Here is a 21,853-nt window from a genome sequence, read left to right on the forward strand (position 1 = left end):
GACTCCCTTTAAGCCTTATATTTTTCATCCACCAGTTTCTGGTTATTTTCTACCACCGACTGATCCCATTTCTTGGAAGGAGGCAGGATTTTTACACCGGCCATTTTTGCTTTGAGCATTGCTACTGCCCTTCTTGCATCTTCGGGGCACAAAGTGTTATCTCCGAGAATCTCGGATTCCATACCGTTTTTGTCTTTGTTGAGCTCTACCATTGCATCCATGTATTTATTTCCAACTATTAACTGACCCTGATAGGCTGCATAGGTAACACCGACTACCGGTATTCCGCGTTTTCCTATTTGTTCAATGTGGGACGCAAAGTCGATGTGGTTGTTTCCAAAGCCTTCGGTGGTTACAATGGCACCGTCTACTCCCAGTGCTTCGACTAAAGCACCCAATCTTTCGGAAACGTAGAATTTCTCCTCGTTAATCTGCGGGCTTCCTACGAATACTACACCGACCAGGTTGAGTTCTTCATCTTCTGCCAGCAGGTTCACCAGCGGTTCTCTGAAGTAGTGGCGGGTATTTTCCTTGGATGCGGGTCCAATGCATGTTAGAGCGTGAATTCCGCCGTCTCTTACTTCATTGGGAGAAAGAACTACGGGTATATTTCCGAGGTCTACATTTGGCCTTCCCCCAAGAACACCTGCGGGTTCTTTCGGTAGTATCACGTTATCGTGCATTGCACCCTGGCCCATGATTTCTTTTACCAGAACTACCCTTGGCCTTCCTACTCTTTCCACATCTTTGTATTCGGTGACCTTTACAGCTTCCGAAGCGGGCTTTTTCTTCAATACCTCTCTGATTTCCTGAATAACGGCATCGCAGGCCTTGTGAGCAGCATAGGGTCCTTTTCTTTCCATACCGGTGCCGCCCTGAATTGTTACGTGAATCCTTATCATAATATCGTTCTCATCAGGGCATCCGGGCCTTCCGAATCTTACTTTTTCTCCGATTATTCCTTCGCAGGAACCGAATTCATGCACCTGTATGCCGCTTTCGTCCACACCGGTAAGCACAACCACAGCTCCGGACATTACGTGAGTTACGCCTTCTCCGAGAGGACCTTCCACCTTTGTAGCAATGGGGATTACGTCCATTATTGTATTTGTAAAAACATTCTTGTTGTCGGGAGTGATGATGTCGATTTCCATTTTCTTTGCAATGGGATCTGCTTTTAATGCATCTTCCATTAATGACTTTCTAATGGTAAGAACTCCGTTTTCAAAGGAGGTTTCTTCACCCAGTTTTACCTCTTTTACTTCAAATTCCCTCATTACAAGGGTGCGTTTTACTCTATCCTCAATTTTTACTTCTTTTTTCTCCTCTTTTGCCTCTACCGCTTCTTTTTCAGGGGCTGGAGCGGTAGCCACAATTGCAGGAATTTCAAGGTTTATACCTTTACCTTCTTCAATGTGAATCCTGATTACGTTAGGAGCGGTTTTTACCGGAGCGGCTTCTACCACTTTTGCTTCCTTTGCTTCTACTGCCGGAACTGCTTCCTCTACCTCTTTTACCGCTTCTTCGCCTCCTTCAATCATATCGGGAGTAATGGGCGTAAGAGCATCCACCGTTTTTACGAGTTTTTTGCCGAGTACTTGCCCGATGGTCAATACATTTGCGGGTATTTTCAAAAGTCCTGAATCTTCTAAGTCCGGGAATATAGCGGGATCCTCCAAATCTGCCGGACTTATTACTGTACCTGCCTGTGCAAGGCAGCAAACCACTGCAGGATCGTTTTTATGCTGGCTGGCTGTTTCTGGAGTTATAGACATCCTTTTTACCTCCTTTTCTTTCTAAATAGACTTCTTCTTTATTATTTTTTTAATCTGCGGACCAATTTATGACCTACGGTACGCAGGACATGATCCGTATGATGGTAAACAGGAAGCTGCAGTTTCGGGGCAACTCCCATTACCGTATTGGTGCAGTCACTGCATGTCCCAACCAAAACTACGTCAGCACCGGCTTTTTTGAGCTTTAATATTTTTTCGGCTTGACCCGGGCAGTTGCCGGGATTTTCGCATTTTATGCCGCCCTTTACATCCATTACCTGTTTGCACCTTTCTACCCCGGCTACAGGAGCACCCATTTTTTCTGCTACTTCCCTCAATCTCGCTTCATTAGCTCCGCAGCCGCAAACCAAAAGCCCTATCTTTCTTTTTTCCTTTGGGAGAGGATCGGTTACGATTACGCCGCCGGTGGTTTTAATTACCGCTGCGTCTAAATTTACGCTTTTTCCCGTAAAGGGGCCACCCATCAAAATTTCACCGTATTCTCCTTCAATACCGCCTGCTTTTTCTATTAACTCCGATACGGGGGTTCCAATGGGTACATCAAAGAACACTACGGGTTTCCTTCCTGACTTTAACCTTCCAACTACGGTCACATTTTTAGATATAACCGGTTTTCTGTAATCCACTGCCTCGGCAATTCTCGACAGGGTTTCCACATTGGTTACTACCGCTTTTGCCGCAGCCGGCAGTTGGTCAGGCCTCAGCAATACTCCCAGGATATCGCGAACCAGAGCCCTTTCTTCTCCCATCGGGTAAATGTCGGGCATCATTTTAACCTCGATTCTGTCATCATCTATTACCGATTTTATTGCTTCAATAGCTTTCTTATTCTTTTCTTTAATTGCAATATACCCTTTAGATGCATTGGTAACTTTCATTGCGTACTTCAATCCTCTGTAAATTAGCTCCGGTTTTTCCTCCATCTGCTTTACGTTGTGAGACAAAAGGGGTTCGCACTCTATACCGTTTGCTATAACATATCCACCCTCGAGATTCACGTTCATTTTTATATGGGTGGGAAAACCGGCACCGCCCATACCGACAATACCCGCTTCTTTAATGGCTTCCAGTATATTATCGGTTTCCTTAATAGGCACAAATTCTTCCGGTTGTTCCTCATCCGCTAAAATTTCTATATAATTTTGAGTTATATTTACAACCTGGCCGTAGAGGCTGGAATGGATATTGGCGCCCAATCCATTGGGGACTGCTATTAACTGACCTTTTTTAACCCTATCCCCAACATTTACCTGTGGGATGGCAGGAGCACCAATGTGTTGTTGCAAATATATGAAAATCCTCTTGCTCAACCGCGTCACCTCCTTTGTGATTGCGTTAACAAATTACTTGCAAAGTTCATGCCATTGTTCCGGTGAATAGCGATTATTTTTTTAAATAAATTTTGTTATTTCCATAATTTTTTTCAATGAGAAAAAATCTATTTTGTACTTAACTTACCCATATAAAAACTTTTACATTCTATGAAAGCAATCCAAGTTTTTACAAAAAATATTCGACATAGTGTACAAAAATTCGACGTTAATTTTATAACATATTTTTACATTATATTTGTTATATCATTCACAATCAGCTTTTTGTCATCTGTTTGACAAATAAAAAAAAGCATGTCCAATAAACTGACGCATTGTCAGTCTGCTGGACATGCAGAAATTCCTAAGGACTGCATCTTGTAATACAAGGTACTTCTTGGTATTCCCAGTATTTCCGCGGCCTTTGCCTTATTGTAGTTCGAAATTTTTAAGGCTTCCATTATTGCTTTTCTTTCTGCTTCCTGAACCACTCTTTCTAAGCTCAGATTGCCCAACTCCCGGGAGGGCCCATCCTTTTTATGCTCAAAGTAATTCAAAAGAGAATTGGGAAGCATATCTTCTCTGATTACGCCGCCCTCCGCTAAGATTACCAGTCGTTCTACCACATTTTTTAGTTCCCTTACGTTTCCCGGCCATGGGTATTTCAACATCATTTCCATGGCGCAGGGTTCTATCCTGTTTATTACTTTTTTATTTTCCACTGAAAATTTTTTGAGAAAGTAATTAATCAAATATGGAATATCTTCTGTTCTTTCCCTCAAAGGAGGAACTTTAATACTTACCACATCCAAGCGGTAAAATAGATCCTCTCTGAACTTACCCTCCTTTACCATTTCCTTCAAATCCCTGTTAGTCGCTGCGATAATCCTGATATTTACTTTGATGGGTTTAATTCCACCCACTCTGTAAAATTCCCGGTTTTCCAGTACCCTTAAAAGCTTTGACTGCATTTCTAAGGGTAACTCACCTATTTCATCCAGAAAAACCGTCCCGCCGTCTGCTATCTCAAATTTCCCCGGTTTTCCCTTCTTTTGAGCTCCCGTAAATGCACCGGATTCATATCCGAAAAGCTCGCTTTCAATCAGGTTTTCCGGTATGGAGCTACAATCCACGACCACAAAGGGCATATCCCTTCTCGCACTGGAGTAGTGAATCGTCCTTGCCAGCAGGTCTTTTCCGGTACCGCTTTCTCCCTGAATTAATACCGAGGCATCGCTTTCCGCCACCTTTTTGGCCAGCATTAAAAGGTCGTACATTACCTTGCTCTTGTAAACGAAATTATCCGTTTCCGTTTCCGGATAAAGCTTTTTTATCTCTTCCTTCAAGTATTCCAAGTACTTAATTTTATCTTCAGCCTTTTTCAGTTCATTGCTCAATTTCTTGATTTCCGTTACGTCCTGATCTATCGAAACCACCCATGCAATAGCTTCATTTTCCATTATGGGAATGGAGCTAATAATAGCTACACTACCTTCCCTTGGCCTGTGCTCAACAAATTCCATAGGTTTTCCTGTTCTCAGTACCTCCAGCGCCAGTGCGTTTGGAAAAAACATCCTTATATCCTGATCAATAATTTGCTCCTTTTTAATACCGTAAAGCTCTTCCGCCTTTTTATTCCAGTAAACTACCCTCATTTGCGAATCAATTACACATATTCCCTCATTTATGTGTTCCAAAACCTTGTCCAAAGGAACCTTAAAATCTATATGTTCAAAATTTTTTTTCGTAATTTGCACCTCCCCTTCTTATCCAGCAAGGGATTATGTATTATTATAGCACTTTATCCGCATGGCATAAATGCGAAAAATGCATTTTTCGACAAAAAAATATAAACCGGGCACAATTCCCGGTATTAATTTACATAGATAATTTTATTTCTTCTTCGCGTTATAAAACCATTTGAGCGCTGCCCGTAGGTATCTTTATTTTCGTGCTGCGCATCGATGTTCATTATTTTCATCATTATTTCCCGTTTTTCTTCTTCGGACGCGTTAATGTAAGCTTTTAAGAGCATTTCTCTTTCCCGTTCTAAGTACTGTTCTCTGGTCATATTATCCCTCCTTTTTTATGTAAATTAACTAAAAATGATATGATAAAAATTATTGCGATAATTGTTGAGACTGTTATATCTTTCACAATTATTATATACTATGTTAAAAAATTATTCAAGTACGTATGTTAAAAATATCCTACAATTTTCTATAATTTTTTCAATTTTTATTTTTTATCCTTCAATAATATTATTTCACCTTTTGCTAAAATTATACATAAAAAAACCTCCCCCCATTCAGGAAGAAGGTTTTTTACTAAATAAATTTTTTATCTTTTTAATGAGGCCCGATTCCTCTAAGGATATTGCAGGGACCTCTTCTCCCCGGGGTATCAGCACAACCCCGAGGCTTTCAAACCCGTAAGGGTAAAAGGACATCTCGGAATACTTCACCTCATTTTTCGTATTCAAATATTCCATCCAGATGTAGGCTGGTGCAAGGGCTTTGATTTCCTTCAGATCTTCTATGGAATTTACAGCTTTATTGTTTATTGAAAGGATGATATCACCGGGTTTCAATCCCATTTTTTCTGCTGGAGAATTTTCTAATACATAAAGAATCCTCATGCCAAAAGGAGGAACGGTAAAGAGAGGATCCCCTTTTTTTTCTTTTGCTTTGCCAATATTTATTAAATATTCATGCCCTACCGGAGCAAACAAGGCGGCAATGTATTTAAAAAAGTTGATCCTCGATGCCAAAACGGAAATAAGTATCAACAGGGTGCTGAATATTAAAAGATTGAAAGCCGATTCCCTTCCTTTTTTACCGGGAAGTCTTGTCAATGCAAAATCTCCGTAGCCCAAAGCTGCGACAACGGGAAGCATCAGGTAAAGAGCATTTTCCAGGTCTACAAAAGGAGGTCTAATTATCGGCCACCAGTCGGGCATATTTACAGAATCCACTCCGGAAGGAATCCCGGTAGCTATTGTCAACAGTATAAAAGGTACCGGCCAAAAGCTTTGCATTAAATAACCGCCAATAATTCCCCTTTTTTCGTCTTTAATAAATACCGGTGAAGCGTTTAAATGCCCGGAAAGATATATAAGGAGGCTTTCTACCGCATGAAGTACCCCTACCAATGCCATTAATCCCGCCACATCTACCTTGGGAACCCCAAACAATAAGGAGATTACCGATATTATGCCGCCTGCATAGGAAAAGCACATAAGATGAGGGCTTATCAGCATCAATAAAAGGGCAAGGGGCCATACATAGGAAAGCCCCGAGCCTGCTATACTTACACCAAGGGCTACGACAATTACGCTTCCCAAAAAACCGCCGAATATGCCGTACAAAAGCGAAGACGAAACCCTTTTTATGGGATTCGTCGTAACAAAACCAAACATTTTCTCTTCAAAGTCTGCGGCTCTTTTATATTGAATATAAACAATTACCAGGACAAACCAAAAAAAAGGGTTAAAAATAGCCTGGGGAATACCGAGCAGTATAAATGTAATTAACTTTATAACAAGATTCATAAATCAATAGCTCCCCGTACTTATTTTATTTTTTATAACTTCCAGAGCTTTTTTCAACCAGGTATCTTTATCCAGCGGTGAATTAAAATCACCCGAATTCTGCTCTTCTTTTAATGTAATGTCGGGAATTATGCCCTTACCATCGATGGATTGCCCGGAAGGGAGAAAGTATTTTGCAATGGTAAGCTTTATCCCGGCACCTCCCGCTAAGGGGACGAGCTCCTGCACCGTCCCTTTTCCAAAGGTTTTTTCTCCCAGTATTATTCCGGCTTTAAAATCTTTTATTGCCCCCGCTACTATTTCGGACGCGCTGGCGCTATTTTCATTTACCAGGACCGCAAGGGGAATATTAATTTTATTTTCATCCGAATAGAATTCTTCCAGCCTGTTTTTGTTTTTATCCTCCGTATATACAATTAAACCTTTCCCCAGCAAAAGGTCCGCCACCTTAACCGCCGAATCTAAGGAGCCTCCCGGATTATTCCTTAAATCCAGTATTAAAGCCTTTGCCTTTTTCAGTTTTAAATATTTTAGAGCATCCGCCATTTCCTGAGGAGTATATGTATCAAAAGAGGAAATTCTTATATAACCAATATTATTTTCTATTAACTGGTATTTTACCGTTTTAATCTTTATATTGTCTCTAATTAGTTCAAATTTTAATACATCCTTTACACCCGGTCTTTCTATGTAAACGGTCACCCTGGTTCCCTTTTTGCCCCTTAATAATTTTACCGCTTCATCCAGGCTTTTGCCTTTAAGGTCCACATCGTCCACTTTAACTATTACGTCTCTTGGAAGAATACCAGCTCTATGGGCGGGAGTACCTTCAATGGGCGAAATGACGATTATGTTGCTGGTTTTTTCATCCACACCCAGGGATAACCCAACTCCCTCAAAGGAACCATTTATGGAGGAGATGAAATCTTCAAATTCGCTATTATCCATGTACACCGAATAGGGGTCCTTTAGAGCCTCTACCATTCCTTTTATTGCACCATGCACCAGAACCGAATCGGGTACATCTTTCACGTATCTTTCCTTGATATAATTCATTACTTCAATCAAGGGTGCTACTTCATCTTTTTTTTCTATTGATGCCAAATTACTTTCTTTTAAAGTATGAAGGGGCATAGTTTTAAAACTGAGCCCAAGGTAAAAGGAAAAAACGCAAAGTACCGTTACCGCAAATACGGTAAAAATTATTCTTTTATTTCCAGAAATCTTCAACGGAAAAACCACCTATCCTTAATCACTTTTTGTAAATTACTTAAAATCTTGCTTATTATATTATACTCTATATTATACTCAATAAATCCCAAATCTTTTCAAAAAAAGTTGAGATTATCTCAGCCAGTCCCAGGGGTTAACGTGCTGGCCTTCCTTTCTTACCTCAAAGTGAAGGTGCGGGCCCGTTGAAAACCCCGTGCTTCCCACGTCAGCAATCTTGCTGCCCTTTTTTACCTTGTCCCCTTCCTGGACGTTTATCTTTGAAAGGTGTGCGTACAAAGTAGATATGGAACCACCATGGTCAATTATAACCGTATTGCCGTACCCTCCGTACCAACCGGTATAAATTACCACACCATCATCCGCTGCGACCACATCAGCACCGTAGGGTGCTGCTATATCCAGTCCCGTATGGAATTTCTTAACTTTAAAGATGGGATGCACCCTCCAGCCGTAATCGGAAGTCACCTCCTGAGAAGAAGGCACCGGCCACTGAAATACTCCCGTCCCCACAAATTTCCTCTTATTTTGCGATTGAATCCTCTGTATCATAGCTGCGATTTGTTTTGAATCTCTTTCTAATTCTTCCTCTTCCCTTAAATACTGCTGCTTTTCCTTCTCCAGTTCGGCAAGAAGCTTTTTCCTCTCGGCTTGCCGGGAAGCAATTTGTATCTTTTTCTCCTTAATGGTATTCTGCTGCTTCGATATTTCATACTGCTGTTTTTCCAGTAATGCCTTTTTCTGGTTTACCTCTTCCCGAATGGCTTTATAATTATCTAAAAGGTCTTTATCGTAATCTACAATTCGCCTTACCATATCCAGCCTTGTAAGGAAATCGGAAAAACTTGATGCGGAAAGGATTACTTCTATGTAATCTACAGGGCCAGCCTTATACATCGCTACAAGCCTGCTGGCGAGGCTTTGCTTTTGGTTCTGTAAAGCATTTTCCGCGTTTTTTAGATCCTGTTTGGTCTGTTCAAGCATCTTCTGGGTTTGGACCAATTTAGCCGCTACCGCCTCCAAATCTTTCTGAGCCCGGTCCAATTCCTTCTCTATTGCGGTTAGCTCCTGCACTACGTTTTTCTTTTTCGTTTCTACCTTGTTTATATTATTTTTAACATCGTTTAATCTGCTCTGTATCTCCTTTTGCCTTTCCTTTAACTCCTCCAGATCGATGCCCAGGGCTGTCCCACAGGAAAATACCAAAAAGAACAAAAGCAGAACTGGTAAAATTCCGTACTTCCACTTCTTCCTCACGGCTCTCCCTCCCTGTAGATTTTTTTCTTAATTAGACCTTTAAAAATCTCTTTAATGAAAATGCACTACCCAGAGCTCCCAGTAACATACCCATTAATCCGAAATAGGGAAGGTATACGTAAAAACCTTCTACCGGTACAAGAGATATCATGGGCAGGTTCAATTTAATTGTGGAGTAAAAGTAATTGTAAGTAACTGCAAGGATGATTATCGCTACCGCTGAACCCACCAATCCCAGAATCATTCCTTCTATAAAAAACGGCCACCTGACAAACCAGTCCGTAGCTCCTATAAATTTCATTATCTGGATTTCACGACGCCTTGCAAAGACGGTAATTCGGATAGTATTGGAAATAATAAAAATAGATAGCAGGGCAAAGGCGAGCATGGCCACAATGCCAATTAATCTCATCCAGTAGGTTATTTTAAAAAGTTTTTCCACTATTCCTTTACCGTATTTAACCTCCTCAATTCCTTCCAGTGTTTTCACCTTTTGAGCCACACTTTCCACCTGCTGAGGAGTTTTTACCTTTATTCTGAAAGAATCGGGCAAGGGATTTTCAAGTCCCTCTAAAAGCTCCGGACCTACCTGTTTCTTAAACTCCTCAAAAGCATCTTCCTTTGAAATATATTTGAACTCACTTATTTCTTCCATTATTTGCAGTTGTTTTTTGAGAAGGTCTACCTGCAGTTGATTTAAACCGCTTTTAATATAAGCGGTGATCTCCACCTGGGATTCCACGTCCTTGGCTATGTAATCCACATTTATAGCAAGCATTAAAAAAGCTCCCAGTATAATCAGAGCGGAGGCCACTGCACCGGCAGAAGCAATGCTCATCCAGCTGTTCCTTAAAAGGCTTTGCATCGCTTCCTTTAAAAAATATTTTAAAGTCCTCGGCTTCATCCTAATAGACACCTCTTTCTTCATCTCTCACCAGTTTGCCCGAATCTAACTGAAGCACCCTTTTTCTCATGGCATTGACTATATCTTTGGCATGGGTAGCGACGATTAAGGTGGTGCCATTCATGTTTATTTCATTTAAAAGTTTCATTATCTCCCAGGAGGTATCAGGATCAAGGTTTCCCGTAGGTTCATCGGCTATTATGACATCGGGATTGTTCACCAAAGCCCTGGCTAAAGATACCCTCTGCTGTTCTCCCCCCGAAAGTTCGTGGGGCTTTGCGTTCATCTTATGAGAAAGTCCTACCATCTCCAGGACCTTTGGCACCCTTTTTTTGATTTCCCTTAAAGGCGCTTCTATAACTTCCATAGCAAAGGCCACGTTCTCGTAGACGGTCTTTTGCGGCAAAAGTCTGAAATCCTGAAAAACGACGCCAATCCTTCTCCTTAAAAAAGGTACCTGGGAATGCCTCATTCGGGTAATATTTTTCCCGTTGAAAAAAATCTGCCCTTTTGTAGGCATCTCTTCACGAATTAACAATTTAATAAACGTAGATTTCCCCGCACCGCTGGGGCCTACGATGAAAACAAACTCCCCTTTTTGGATTTTTACTGTAATATCCTGTAAAGCTACATGACCCCCACTGTAAATTTTTGTCACATTATACATCTCTATCACGAATATCACCCCGGAAATTATATCGACAAAATACCCTGATTTATTTAAATTTCGACGAAAAAAATAAAAATCCTTCCCTTTTTTCGGTATTAATTTCAGGAAATATTGGGAAAATTATCTTTTCCCATAAAAAAGGCCGTCAAGCCTTTTTGGCCGACAGCCTTTGCCTTATTTCTTTTGGAATTAAATCCGCTACTTTACCCGTAGCCACACATATACTTGTATCCGCAGCACCGTAGTAAACGATTATCTCATCCTCATCCTCAAGAATTTCTTTGTCCCTTACCGGTACCGCTCCGCAGGTGAAAACCACATTGGGTACCCAGCTTTCTCCCTTCTTCCCTATTTCGCTTTCCGTTTCCGGGGAAAGTATAGGATTTGGAGACCTGTAGAGAACCTTACCCGGGTCTTTTAGATCCACCAGCAGCACACCCAGCCGGTAGACCAGTTCAAAGTCCACACCGTGGTATATTAAAAGCCAACCGTACCTGGTCTTCAGCGGTTGGGCTCCCGCTCCTATTTTCAATGAATCCCACATGAAGCCGGACCTGGGTCCCACTATAATCTTATGGCCTTTATCCGGCCAGGGAAATTTAAGCTCATCGGAAAAAGCCATCCAGATGCTCGGCTCAATTCTGTGGTAGATTACGTATTTCCCATCTATTTTTTCAGGAAAAAGTAAAGCATCTTTATCCCAGAGACCCGGGAATGCAAGTCCCAGCCTCTTCCACCTGTCAAACTCTCTGTTGAGGAAGTCTTCCAGCTTTATAGAAGCAGCGGCAATCTGGGCAACCACACCGTCGTAAGCGGTGTATAACATAAATATCTCATCATCGATAATTACGATCCTGGGGTCTTCACACCCTTTTACCTCTTCTTTGGTCTGGGGTATGAAAATGGGATTTTTTAACCTTTCTATAACGTTGAAGCCATCGGTTATAGCAAGCCCGATCCGCGATACCTCATCCTGTCCGTAAGCTCTGTAAAGAATATATACCTTCTCGCCCCGGCGGAAGGCTGCGGCATTTAATACGTACCTGTTCTCCCACCAGTGTTCCTTTATGGGTGAAAGTATTGGCTCAATTTTGTACCTTTTCAAAACCCCCGCAGGAGGCCAGGGTTCTATGTCCTGAATCACAACTTCTTCCTGATAGGGTACCGCTCCAAGAAGTTCCTGCCTTAAATCCTGGGCTTCCCTGCCGAGCCCTATAAGGTAGAAAATCTTCCTTTCAATATCTCTTACATCATTTCCCAGTTCCCGGTAAACCTCTTCTATAAAATCGTGGTTAAACCAATCCCTTTCCACATGTAAAAACAACGGTGTGGGAATCCCTTCTCCTCCCTTAAAGCTGTAACTGGCCCACGTCCAGACGGAACAGGGCATGAAGGTGCCGTCTTTTAAAGTAGCGCTTAACCCATAGCCCCGAACCATAGTCTTAAGATAGGAGGCGCAGTCTTCCCTGCCCTCCCTTTGCAATATCCCTGCTAATTTTTCTACCCTTTTTATAAACTCCCGGTGTATAATATTTTCAAATATATGGTGGGCTGAAAAAATATTCTTACCGTAATGCCCTTTTATAGAATTTATAACTTTTATTCCCACTTCTTTGTGCTCGGCTGAAAAAGCGGCCCATAATTTGGAGTAATATTCCGCTTCTACCATGCTTTTGGCAATCCTGCAAAAATACCTTACCCTGGGATAATCCCCTCCCATACCCTTTCCCAAGGTTACCACTGAAATTCTTGCCGTCAGCCTGTTGTAATCGGATATCTCCCTCAATTCACTTATACCGGGGAAACGCTCCCTGTTAATGATCACCGGGGAAATCTCCGTTTCCTCAAAACTATCATGCCTCAGGTTGTCATTTAGCCATGAAAAAATCCTGTCGAAATAGTCGGCATCTTCGGTGTACTGGGCCAGGGTTAGAATATCCCTGACATCTACGTTATCCAGCATTTCTCTTAAACTTTTGTATTTCATCATTACCAGGAGATTCCTGGGAGGAAACTCATACACAATTTTTCTTAAAATTTCCCATTTTATCGCAAGAATCCTGCCGTGAGGGAATTTTGTGAAAACATTATTGCAAAATTCTACCAATCCTTTTTCGGTAGAAAGTTCTCCCGGAAATACCTCCTTCAATTTCCTTTCAAGGTTCATTATGAATTCTCTGTATTTTTCTACTACGTTTTCAGGCTCATCTTCCCGGGTTTTTAGTTCCTCAAATACAAATTCTCTAAAGGCATTTTTGTACTTTTTATGCAACCTTTTCAATATTTCATTGGGATATACTTCTTTTCCCCTTATCCCCTTTAACCTTTTAGGAATTACTATTGGCACCCCGGGTATATACTCTATATAATCTAATGGGGTCAGGGCAGGGTTTTTAAATATAGATTTCTCCTTCCATCGGGCAGTAAAATTTATTTTTTCCTTTTCAAAGGCTTCAAAGCTTTCTTTTATCTCGCCCCGGTTATGTTCTTTGATGTATCCCGCTACCCTTCCTTCGTACAGCGCTAAAAAAGAATTCATCAAATCGTCTTTTGATCGTTCCTCCTGAAAGGCTATACCCAGCAAAAAGGAGTATACAGTTTTTGCCCATAGTTCGCCGGAAAAGGAAAACTCGGACGGTGAAGCATTGAGTAAATTATCCAGTTGTTCTATTAAACTGTCGTGCAATATTTCCGAAAGTATTTTTCGATATTGTGTATATCCGGTCTTAAACTCCTTTACGTATTCTTCGTAATTGCAAAAAACCTCCTCCGGCTCTTCGCCTTCCCGGTAATCGTATAAATCCGGGAACTTAATAACCTTTTTGGCCTCCCTCCACCTGCTTTCATCCTCAATCACCCTGCAAAAGAGGGCATAAGCCATTTCTTTAAAAACTACGGATCTCTTGCAAAAAGTTGAGGGAGATAACTTGGAACCTAAGTAAACTTCACAGATTTTTTTGTTTTCCCTCAATAAAAAGGTCAGGAGCCAGGGATTCAGGCCATAACCCCCAGCTAATTCTTTATTTTTATCAAAGTCTTTGGAAAGTTCCTCAACAATATCTCCGGAAAGGGCAAATAAACCGCTAAGGGGATCAGTAAATCTTACCCTGTAAAGCGCCGAAAGGAGAGGTGCCACTAAAAGAGGGCCGGCGGTATCTTCCAGGGGATGCCTTTGAAAAACCGCTACGGAAGCATGATATCCTTCCGCAATCGGCTGATAAAGCTTATCCACCCATTCGGATTTTATGCCCTTTCCCTTTTGCTGCATCAAATCCGCTTCCAGAAGAACCACATCGCTTTTTAATTTTCTTGCCGCTTCTAAAATCGCCCTTATGCTAAATCCCCTTCCATTAACCCCCTTCGGCATCAAAAACGCTATGACTTCTTCTTGAAATTCTTTTTTTATCGTATCCAGGGCTTCCTTCCCGGCAGGGTCGCCAACTGCCATAACAATCTTAGGTTCTTTCAAATCTCTGAGGCTTTCCCTGGCAATTTTAATTACTTCTAACAGAGTATTTTTTTCATTATAAAAGGGAATTCCTATTATTACTTTCGCATCAATACTTTCCGGGATACATTTATTTATATCCTCCATTGTATTAAAATAAATGACATTATCTATACCGCCGGAACGCATTCCACCGCATTTCCCCTTTCAAACTCATTTAAAAGCTGACAGGCCATCAAATAGGAAACCAAAGCTTCTGCACCCTGATTTAAATTCACCCCATCGGGGACAAGAGCATCATGACATCCCTGGGTTTTGTCGTTAATAAGAGGCACTTTGTTAATATTTTCTCCCATGTACCAATTAAATGCTACCCTGGCCAGGACCATGTATTCCTTATCCCCGGTTGCAATATAGGCCTGAAGGCAGGCAAGAATTATGGAAGCCGCATCCACCGGCTGCTGATCAAAAAGGGGAGGTTTATCTTCTTTATTCCACCAACCCCGGTTCCCAACTATATTTAAATACCCCTTTTTAAAAAGAGCACTGGATAAAAATTTGAGGGTTTTTTTAGCAACCTTCAGCGCATTTTTATCACTGCTAAGTTCATAATAAGAAAACAGCGAATGGGGCAGCAGTGCATTGCAGTAGGTTAGCCTATCTTCAAACCACTGCCATTCCCCGCAGCTATTTTGCTGGTATTTTTCTATCAAATGATAGGCTAATTTTTTAGCCGATTCCATTATAAATCTATTTCCCGGGAAAATATCCTCTAAATAGAAAAGACCTATAAGGCAATAGGCGGCAGCCCGGAGAGACCGTATATTGCCGATATACTCAATACTCTTCAGGATGAGATTCAAACCGAGATTTTTCAATTCCGCATCCCCATGGGTTGCCACATAGCAGGATGCTAAAAATGCCCTTCCAAAACAGTCTTCCGAATCTAAGTCCGGCAAAAAATTTTTGTCCACTTTTAAATTTGAAAAACTGCCGTCTTCTTTTTGGGCTTCCTTTAAAAAATTTGCATAAATCTTTGAAAGTTCCCTGCCTTCTTCATTTTTCATGTTCAGGGATACTATAAGCGCTCGAGCATTATCATCAACGGTATACCCGCTGCTTTTATCCGGTTCGTCTTTTTTCGAGAACTGTATTATGCCGTTTTTATCGGTCATTTTAAAAAGATGTTTATACATCTTCCGCTGCACTCCTTTTTAGCTTGACACCGAGGAGTTCTTCCATTATCTCGATATAATTTTTGGCCACATTTGGCCACAGCATGGTTTCTCCCAATTTCCCTGCATTTTTTTCAAGTTTTGCCTTCAATAATTCGTCGGACAACACCTTATCCATCAACAAAGCCAGCTCGTTCGGGTCAGCACAGGATGATACCAGCCCCCGATCATTTTTGAGCATTTCGAGAGAATACTCATAGGGGGTGGATACTATAGCCCTTCCGCTGCCCAGGGCATAGGAAAGGGTTCCGCTTACAGCCTGATGCCTGCCCGGATAGGGCGTCAAATAAACATCCGTCATGTAAAGCAAATCTCCCAGCTCTTCCAAAGGAATGTATTTGTTAATAAAATGCACATTATCTCGTAAATCCAACTGGTCTACAAGTTTTAAAAGGGATTCCCGGTAAATTTCTCCTTCCTTCTTTTTCAGCTTAGGATGGGTTTCTCCCGCTACAATATATATTATGTTTTTAAATTTCTCCTTTAATTTATTGACCGCTAAAATTCCAATTTCTATCCCTTTCCCCGGGCCAATAAATCCGAAAGTGGTAATAACCGGTCTTCCCGAAATACCGTATTTTTCTTTGAGTTTGTTTCGGTCTTTTTTCTCGAATTTTGGCACGCCGTGGGGTATAATGTAGATTTTATTTAAAGGCACCCCATAAACTTCATTTAAAAGTTCTGCCGAGCGTTTCGTCATACAAATTACGGCTTTTGACATCCCGGCTAATTCGCAAAGTATTTCTTTTTGCATAAAGGTGGGATGAGGTAATACCGTATGGGTGGTCAGCAGATAGGGCTTGTTTAAATTTTCGCAAAACTTCAGGATGTGTACACCGTCAGGGCCTCCAAAAATCCCGTATTCATGCTGTAAAAGCAGTATATCGAGATTCGAGGCATTTACCACTTCCGCCGCGATGATATAATCATCCTCTGCTTCCTCATGGATCTCGAAAATCACGTCCCGGGTGTAATCGTAAGAAGAATTTTTATCGGTCATAGCGATAATTTTTACCTCCTGCTGGTGCAGGCGGAGGTTATCGCAAAGGTCTTTCGAAAAGGATGCCAGTCCGCATTCTCTCGGGAAAAATGTAGAAACTATTCCTATATTCATATTTTATCCCTCTCTTTTAAAAATTTTGTTTATATCCATTAAAAGACACATTATTAGTATTATGTCAAAATTTATTACCTATTATCCTCCTGCTTTCATTAATTAAATGTATTTCACGTTCATATTATGTCAACTTTTGTTTTTGTTAAACCTTTCGGGAATTTTATTAATTTTTACCAAAATTCCCCTTGTACCAAAAATTTTTTTTAAAAAAACATAAAAAGCCCGCAAAAACATCAAATTTTTCGCGGGCTAAATAACCTCTTCTTTTTTATTGAAACTGAAACCTTCGCCCAGCACCTCATGCACATCGTGCACGATGACAAAGGCCGTGGGGTCTATATCTTTTATTATTTTTTTCAAACGGGAGAGCTCCAAACGGGTAACGGCACACAACAGCACATTCCTGCTTTCTCCCGTGTAACCGCCGGTGCCTTTAAAAACGGTCACCCCCCTGTTCATTTCCTCCATTATTTTTTGAGCTATTTTTTCATTTTCACCGGAAATAATATATACTGCTTTTGCGTAATTAATACCTTCCTGAACCAGGTCAATTACCTTGCTGCTGACATAAAGGGCGATCCAGGAATACATGGCCAGTTCCCAGTTAAAAACAAGTCCGTCCAGCAAAATAACAAAAAAATCCACCAGGAGGATTCCCTGTCCCACGCTGACCGAAGGTAAAAAATGATTAATAAGCATTGCTGCAAGATCGGATCCACCGGTCGTAGCTCTCGTCCTGAAAACTATACCCAGCCCGGCTCCCAGAAGTATTCCGCCGTAGACCGTTGCCAAAAGTAAATCCTTTGTAGGTACGGGAAAGTTTGCGGTGAGTTCGGTAAAAATTGAAAAAAGTACGGTGCCGACAATCGTTTTAAATCCAAAACTTTTTCCCAGGTATATTACCCCTGCCACAAATAAAGGAATGTTTAGAATGAGCATTGTCCAGCCCACCGGCACGTGAAAAAGGTAATGAAGTACGGTGGCAAGGCCGCTAACACCGCCCGCCGCCACCTTGTTTGGGACAAGGAACATGGTAAGGCCTAAGGAAGAGATAAAGCAACCCGCCGCAATCTGCAGGTAATCAAATAAGATCTGCTTTCCTTTCACCTTTTACCCCTCTTTCCGGTACATATTACCCTCAGTAAAAACAAAGGAAGTGCAGTCATCCTTTTAGCCCGGTAGGGCTCCTTAATCAGCCTGTAAAACCACTCCAGGCCTAATTTCTGCATAATTAGAGGAGCCCTCTTTGTTCTGCCTGAAAGTACATCTAAGCTTCCTCCTACGCCCATCAGAAAACCGCAGTTCACCTTGCCTTTGTTCCTGGAAATAAACAGCTCCTGTTTTGGAGCACCCATGCCTACAAAGACCATGTGGGGGGATTTTTTATTTATCTCTTCAATAATAATCGATTCTTCGCTCCCGGAAAAATAGCCGTGATGGGCACCGGAAGGGACTAGGCCGGGGAAATTTTTTTTAACGTTTGCCAATGCTTCATTCGCAACCCCGGGTTTTCCTCCCAGAAAGTATACGGAATATCCCTTTTTATCGGCAAGTTTTAAAAGCTCCAGCATAAAATCAAAACCCGTGGTTCTCTGTTTAAGGGGGGTTTTTAAAATCCGCGAAGCCAGATATACCCCTATTCCATCGGGCAGGGAAATATCCGCACTGCATATGGCATCGTAAAGTTTTTGGTCTTTATTTGCGGAAATTACAATTTCCGCATTGGGCGTTACTATCCCCGCCGCCTTTTTTTCTTTTATGAAGGATTCCGCTTTTTTCAAGGCTTCCTCGTAAGTTATATTATCGAAAGGCACGTTTAAAATATTTATAATATCCCTCATTCTTACCCTCCGCAAGGATTATATAAGAAATTCTAAAAGCTTTTTTACCGTTTCGCCTGCTCTTTTCTTTAAATCCAGAATCCTTTCCCTTTCTTCTTTTGTTATGCCTTCTTTCAGCCTTATTATTGCCATTTCGTAAATTTTTTCTCCCGAAATGTTTTTTGCGTCCATAAAAAAGGTGTTCCCCGCCATTTTCATAAACCTTTCTACTTTGGGATCATAGGATATTCCTATTGTAGGAATAAAAAGGGCTGCAGACATTATTAAGGAGTGCAATCTCATTCCCACGATAAGATTTAATTTTTTTAAAATGGAAAAAGCACTAATTGGGTCAAAAGTCTCTTCAATAAGGTAAACATTGTTATTGTAAGTTCTTTGCATAACCTTTTTTGATATGTTAAGATCGGCGGGAAAATGATAGGGTATCAGCAAAAAATCAGCAGCACCCTGAAAAAGTTCTATAAAGCGCGAAACTTCCTCTACAATTTTTTCATTATCACCGTGGCTTCTTATGGATATACCAATTAATGGCTTTTTGAAATCCACGCCCTTTTTTAATAATATGTTTTTGCCGGCATCTTCGTCAATAGCCTGGGGATCAATCCCTATAACAGGGTCCGCCGTAACCGTTATTTTCGATGGCGATAGTCCCAAATTCAGTAAATCCCTTTTGGAATCTTCATCCCTCAGAGTAATATAGTCCACCTTGTTCAAAATATACCTGGCAAGTTTTTTTGAAATATTCCTTTTTACCGGGCCATAGCCCTGGGCAAAAATAAACACCTTTTTCCCCAATTTTTTTGCAATATAAATGATTGAAAGGTAGTACAAAAGAGAAGCAAAACTGGTTGCATCCTGAATTAAACTTCCTCCGCCGCTTATCAGCACATCCGCTTTTTTAATGGCAGCAACCACATCTTTGAAATTATCCCTCTTTACAGAATTTATACCGTAGGTTTTTGAGGTACTTTCCGGGGAGTTGGACAGCACGGTAATTTTTACACCTGGAATTTCCCTTTTAAGGTTCTCCAAAAGAAAATAAAGTACCGCCTCATCCCCGAGATTATTGAATCCGTAGTACCCGGAAATTACTGCACCCTTCAATTTGTCCACCTCTTGTACAACTTTATGGAATAATCAACAAAAATGCACAGTGCAATTCCTATAATTATTCCGAAGGCCAGTCCCACAAAGGTCCTTAAAATAGATATCAAAAAGGGCGTGTGAATATGGGCAAAGGTATTTACTAAGGACACCTGTCCTATTGCTCCAAGAATCAACAGGGGTAATTTTTTGTCACTGTAACCCAAGTGAAGCAAAAGCATCATAAAGGGATGCCCTACCAAAAATTCTTTTGTCCTGGGCCTTACCCCTATAACCCGGTCTAAAAGGTATCGGATTTTTATTTCCAGCGGGCTTACACCTACTGTTGATTCATTTCCGGTTCTGCTTAAATAAATAAGACCAACGGCCAAAAATACCAGGGTCAGGACCATATACTTTACCATAAGAGGCTGCTCCAGTAAAGACCTTACCTTTTTTACGGGGTTTTCCTTTCCCGAGAATAAATACACAAGGCATGTAGCCAGTACTACAGGAAGTAAATACGCAGCCTTTACTCCCGTAAACTGGTCTATCTTAACCATATATTCCGTCGATGAAAGCAATCCCGACATTATAAAGGCACCGCACAGTGAACACACCGTTAAAAAGATCATTTTAATTGCTGCACGGCTGATAGAAAGTTTATTTCTGTTTAAGAGCACGAATATAGTCAGCACTGGAAAAACTACCACCGAAGCCAAAGCCATCAATTTTAAAGCGAGAGCAGGTATGACAAATAGCAAAATAATCCATCCAAGGGTGAAACTTAAAAAAGCAAAAATATCGTAATTGAATTTAATTTGCTGCAGTATCAGGGAAAAAGCAGCTATCGGTCCGATACCCATTAATAGCAAGAGTAGCCTTCCGGGTTGGATATTATTATAAGGGCTCGGAATCGTTTTTTTTCCGCTTTCCACGGTAAAACCCTGAGCCTTCAATTTTTGTATAGTTTTCGATATCACATCGGCATTTAGCTGAAGTTTCGCATTTTGCTCATCAACGGGAAGCATTTTATAATAAAGAATCCTGATATTTCTCTCCTTTGCTGCTAAGGTAAAACGGTCAATCAAATTTTCCGGCGAAATGGATAAAAGCTCATTGTCCGCTACGGAGTGAAGCCTTATCACCCTGTTGTTCAACAATTTTGCCAGTTTTTCGATACCCGTCTGATTGTAAAATTCTACCGTGCCCAGGGATAAATTTTTATTTTTAAACTCATCCCCTATTTCCTTTAGTTTATTAGGAAACCCCGGAATTTTCTTGTCGGAAAAAAGTACTGCGGTAATCATATCTGCGGAATTCGCCAGATCATTAAATACGAATTTAATGGATTCATCGTTCACTAAGGGCCAGTTTTTTATCATTAATACCGTGTGAAGCCCCAATCTTTCAATATTCCTTATTTCTTCCCCATCAAAACCAACACCGGTATTCAGCAGGCTAAGCAATGGGATATTTACCGCTATAGCGCTCTGTCCTTTAAAATTAAACACCTCTACCTTGTTTTTACCGATTTTATATTTTAAATGATTAATCAGCCTTGTGCTCAACTTACCGTCGGAAGTCAATATATAGCATTCATTTCCGTTAAAATAGTAGTTGCCTGCGTACCCCAGGGCTTTCATGCCCTGCCTGTTGGTTACAAACACCCTGCCGTCGTTAACCAGGTCCTGTACGACATTTTCTTTGTAGAGGACAGAATTTGCCCCCCACTCCTTAAAAAGGCCAGCAGCTTCTTTTACGCTGATATTCTGCTCCTGAGCTGTGTTTTTTAAGTCAGTATAAGAAATGGCAAAATCCAAAATTTTATTTTTATTTTCCGCATTAATTCTGGGGATAAGGGCAAGAAAGGACAGCAGTACCGAAAATACAATAACCGCAATATAAATTTTTTTTGTTAAATCCTTTATTTGCACACGAACCATCCCTTCAATAAACTACTTTTTTAATATTTGATAGCACCCCTTCACCATTAAAACTACCCCGGTCTTAGCCTGTATTCCCCTATTGTCATCCCTGGGGATAATCAAAAGATGGTTGGGTAAAATCTTTTCTCCTTTTTTCAAATCCCTGCCATCGGTTATATCCGATATACCCTGCCCCTGCTGGCTGTAAACAATTCCATTACCGCTTCTTAAAATTATTTCAGTGCCCATATCTCCGATAAGAATGTCCCCACTGTTAAGGTTAACAACCACAAATTTATCGGCCTTTTGAACCTTACCTTCAAAATAATTTTTTAATTCCTCTGCCACCGAGTCCACATAGCTTTTTGTAACAAGAGGATCGGCTTCTGAACCGGGATCGTTTATCGCACCCTTGGCAATGATCGCGAAAACTAAAACGGCAAAAAAAGAAAGGGTAAAAAATACTTTCTTCATCCGGTATCCC

At 41.0% G+C, this 21,853-nt stretch carries 17 protein-coding genes; all 17 read right to left on the minus strand.

What is annotated here, in order from left to right; all coding sequences use genetic code 11:
* Positions 1-8: 8 nt before the first annotated feature.
* The gene (gene prdA / locus ACPLOV_RS08510) at positions 9-1,775 is read right to left on the minus strand and encodes a D-proline reductase (dithiol) proprotein PrdA (RefSeq protein ID WP_424908098.1); all 1,767 of its coding nucleotides are present in this window, start codon (positions 1,773-1,775) and stop codon (positions 9-11) included.
* A 41-nt stretch (positions 1,776-1,816) separates the two neighbouring features.
* On the minus strand, positions 1,817-3,106 hold the full coding sequence (gene prdC / locus ACPLOV_RS08515; RefSeq protein WP_424908097.1) for a proline reductase-associated electron transfer protein PrdC: 1,290 nt from the start codon (positions 3,104-3,106) through the stop codon (positions 1,817-1,819).
* Between the two features lie 338 nt (positions 3,107-3,444).
* Positions 3,445-4,863: a sigma-54 interaction domain-containing protein gene (locus ACPLOV_RS08520; protein WP_424908096.1), complete on the minus strand. Its 1,419-nt coding sequence runs from the start codon at positions 4,861-4,863 to the stop codon at positions 3,445-3,447.
* 116 nt (positions 4,864-4,979) lie between these two features.
* Positions 4,980-5,177, minus strand: a complete 198-nt coding sequence (locus ACPLOV_RS08525) for a hypothetical protein (protein WP_068748311.1) — start codon at positions 5,175-5,177, stop codon at positions 4,980-4,982.
* 237 nt (positions 5,178-5,414) lie between these two features.
* Positions 5,415-6,656, minus strand: a complete 1,242-nt coding sequence (locus tag ACPLOV_RS08530) for a PDZ domain-containing protein (RefSeq protein WP_424911015.1) — start codon at positions 6,654-6,656, stop codon at positions 5,415-5,417.
* A gap of 3 nt (positions 6,657-6,659) precedes the next feature.
* Positions 6,660-7,886 carry a S41 family peptidase gene (locus ACPLOV_RS08535; RefSeq protein ID WP_424911016.1) on the minus strand — a complete coding sequence of 409 codons (1,227 nt, stop codon included), beginning with the start codon at positions 7,884-7,886 and terminating at the stop codon, positions 6,660-6,662.
* Between the two features lie 114 nt (positions 7,887-8,000).
* On the minus strand, positions 8,001-9,143 hold the full coding sequence (locus ACPLOV_RS08540) for a murein hydrolase activator EnvC family protein (RefSeq protein ID WP_424911017.1): 1,143 nt from the start codon (positions 9,141-9,143) through the stop codon (positions 8,001-8,003).
* Between the two features lie 31 nt (positions 9,144-9,174).
* Positions 9,175-10,047 carry a permease-like cell division protein FtsX gene (gene ftsX, locus ACPLOV_RS08545; RefSeq protein WP_424911018.1) on the minus strand — a complete coding sequence of 291 codons (873 nt, stop codon included), beginning with the start codon at positions 10,045-10,047 and terminating at the stop codon, positions 9,175-9,177.
* A 1-nt stretch (position 10,048) separates the two neighbouring features.
* Positions 10,049-10,723 (minus strand): cell division ATP-binding protein FtsE, encoded by a 675-nt coding sequence (ftsE, locus tag ACPLOV_RS08550; protein WP_424908091.1) that lies wholly within the window; start codon positions 10,721-10,723, stop codon positions 10,049-10,051.
* Positions 10,724-10,862: 139 nt separating this feature from the next.
* Positions 10,863-14,354 carry a glycosidase gene (locus tag ACPLOV_RS08555; protein WP_424911019.1) on the minus strand — a complete coding sequence of 1,164 codons (3,492 nt, stop codon included), beginning with the start codon at positions 14,352-14,354 and terminating at the stop codon, positions 10,863-10,865.
* On the minus strand, positions 14,336-15,361 hold the full coding sequence (locus tag ACPLOV_RS08560; RefSeq protein WP_424911020.1) for a hypothetical protein: 1,026 nt from the start codon (positions 15,359-15,361) through the stop codon (positions 14,336-14,338). The genes ACPLOV_RS08555 and ACPLOV_RS08560 overlap by 19 nt, the downstream gene beginning before the upstream one ends.
* Positions 15,354-16,514 carry a glycosyltransferase family 4 protein gene (locus ACPLOV_RS08565; RefSeq protein ID WP_424911021.1) on the minus strand — a complete coding sequence of 387 codons (1,161 nt, stop codon included), beginning with the start codon at positions 16,512-16,514 and terminating at the stop codon, positions 15,354-15,356. Before ACPLOV_RS08565 ends, ACPLOV_RS08560 begins: the two co-directional genes overlap by 8 nt.
* A 252-nt stretch (positions 16,515-16,766) precedes the next feature.
* Positions 16,767-17,624 (minus strand): YitT family protein, encoded by an 858-nt coding sequence (locus ACPLOV_RS08570; protein WP_424911022.1) that lies wholly within the window; start codon positions 17,622-17,624, stop codon positions 16,767-16,769.
* Complete coding sequence (locus tag ACPLOV_RS08575) at positions 17,621-18,358, minus strand: WecB/TagA/CpsF family glycosyltransferase (protein WP_424908086.1); 738 nt, start codon at positions 18,356-18,358, stop codon at positions 17,621-17,623. The genes ACPLOV_RS08570 and ACPLOV_RS08575 overlap by 4 nt, the downstream gene beginning before the upstream one ends.
* 18 nt (positions 18,359-18,376) lie before the next feature.
* Entirely contained in the window at positions 18,377-19,462 is a 1,086-nt protein-coding gene (csaB, locus tag ACPLOV_RS08580; RefSeq protein WP_424908085.1) for a polysaccharide pyruvyl transferase CsaB, read from the minus strand.
* Positions 19,459-21,378 carry a DUF5693 family protein gene (locus ACPLOV_RS08585; RefSeq protein ID WP_424908084.1) on the minus strand — a complete coding sequence of 640 codons (1,920 nt, stop codon included), beginning with the start codon at positions 21,376-21,378 and terminating at the stop codon, positions 19,459-19,461. Before ACPLOV_RS08585 ends, csaB begins: the two co-directional genes overlap by 4 nt.
* A gap of 21 nt (positions 21,379-21,399) precedes the next feature.
* Positions 21,400-21,843 (minus strand): hypothetical protein, encoded by a 444-nt coding sequence (locus tag ACPLOV_RS08590; protein ID WP_424908083.1) that lies wholly within the window; start codon positions 21,841-21,843, stop codon positions 21,400-21,402.
* Positions 21,844-21,853 lie beyond the last annotated feature (10 nt).

It is taken from the genome of Thermovenabulum sp. (assembly GCF_049723235.1).
In the GTDB taxonomy this organism is placed as follows: domain Bacteria; phylum Bacillota; class Thermosediminibacteria; order Thermosediminibacterales; family Thermosediminibacteraceae; genus Thermovenabulum.

Bases quoted from the DNA above. Each gene is read 5' to 3' on its own strand.
- prdA (WP_424908098.1), bottom strand. From the start codon at position 1,775: ATGTCTATAACTCCAGAAACAGCCAGCCAGCATAAAAACGATCCTGCA.
- ACPLOV_RS08525 (WP_068748311.1), bottom strand. From the start codon at position 5,177: ATGACCAGAGAACAGTACTTAGAACGGGAAAGAGAAATGCTCTTAAAA.
- ACPLOV_RS08530 (WP_424911015.1), bottom strand. From the start codon at position 6,656: ATGAATCTTGTTATAAAGTTAATTACATTTATACTGCTCGGTATTCCC.
- ftsX (WP_424911018.1), bottom strand. From the start codon at position 10,047: ATGAAGCCGAGGACTTTAAAATATTTTTTAAAGGAAGCGATGCAAAGC.
- ACPLOV_RS08555 (WP_424911019.1), bottom strand. From the start codon at position 14,354: ATGCGTTCCGGCGGTATAGATAATGTCATTTATTTTAATACAATGGAG.
- ACPLOV_RS08560 (WP_424911020.1), bottom strand. From the start codon at position 15,361: ATGTATAAACATCTTTTTAAAATGACCGATAAAAACGGCATAATACAG.
- ACPLOV_RS08565 (WP_424911021.1), bottom strand. From the start codon at position 16,514: ATGAATATAGGAATAGTTTCTACATTTTTCCCGAGAGAATGCGGACTG.
- ACPLOV_RS08575 (WP_424908086.1), bottom strand. From the start codon at position 18,358: ATGAGGGATATTATAAATATTTTAAACGTGCCTTTCGATAATATAACT.
- ACPLOV_RS08590 (WP_424908083.1), bottom strand. From the start codon at position 21,843: ATGAAGAAAGTATTTTTTACCCTTTCTTTTTTTGCCGTTTTAGTTTTC.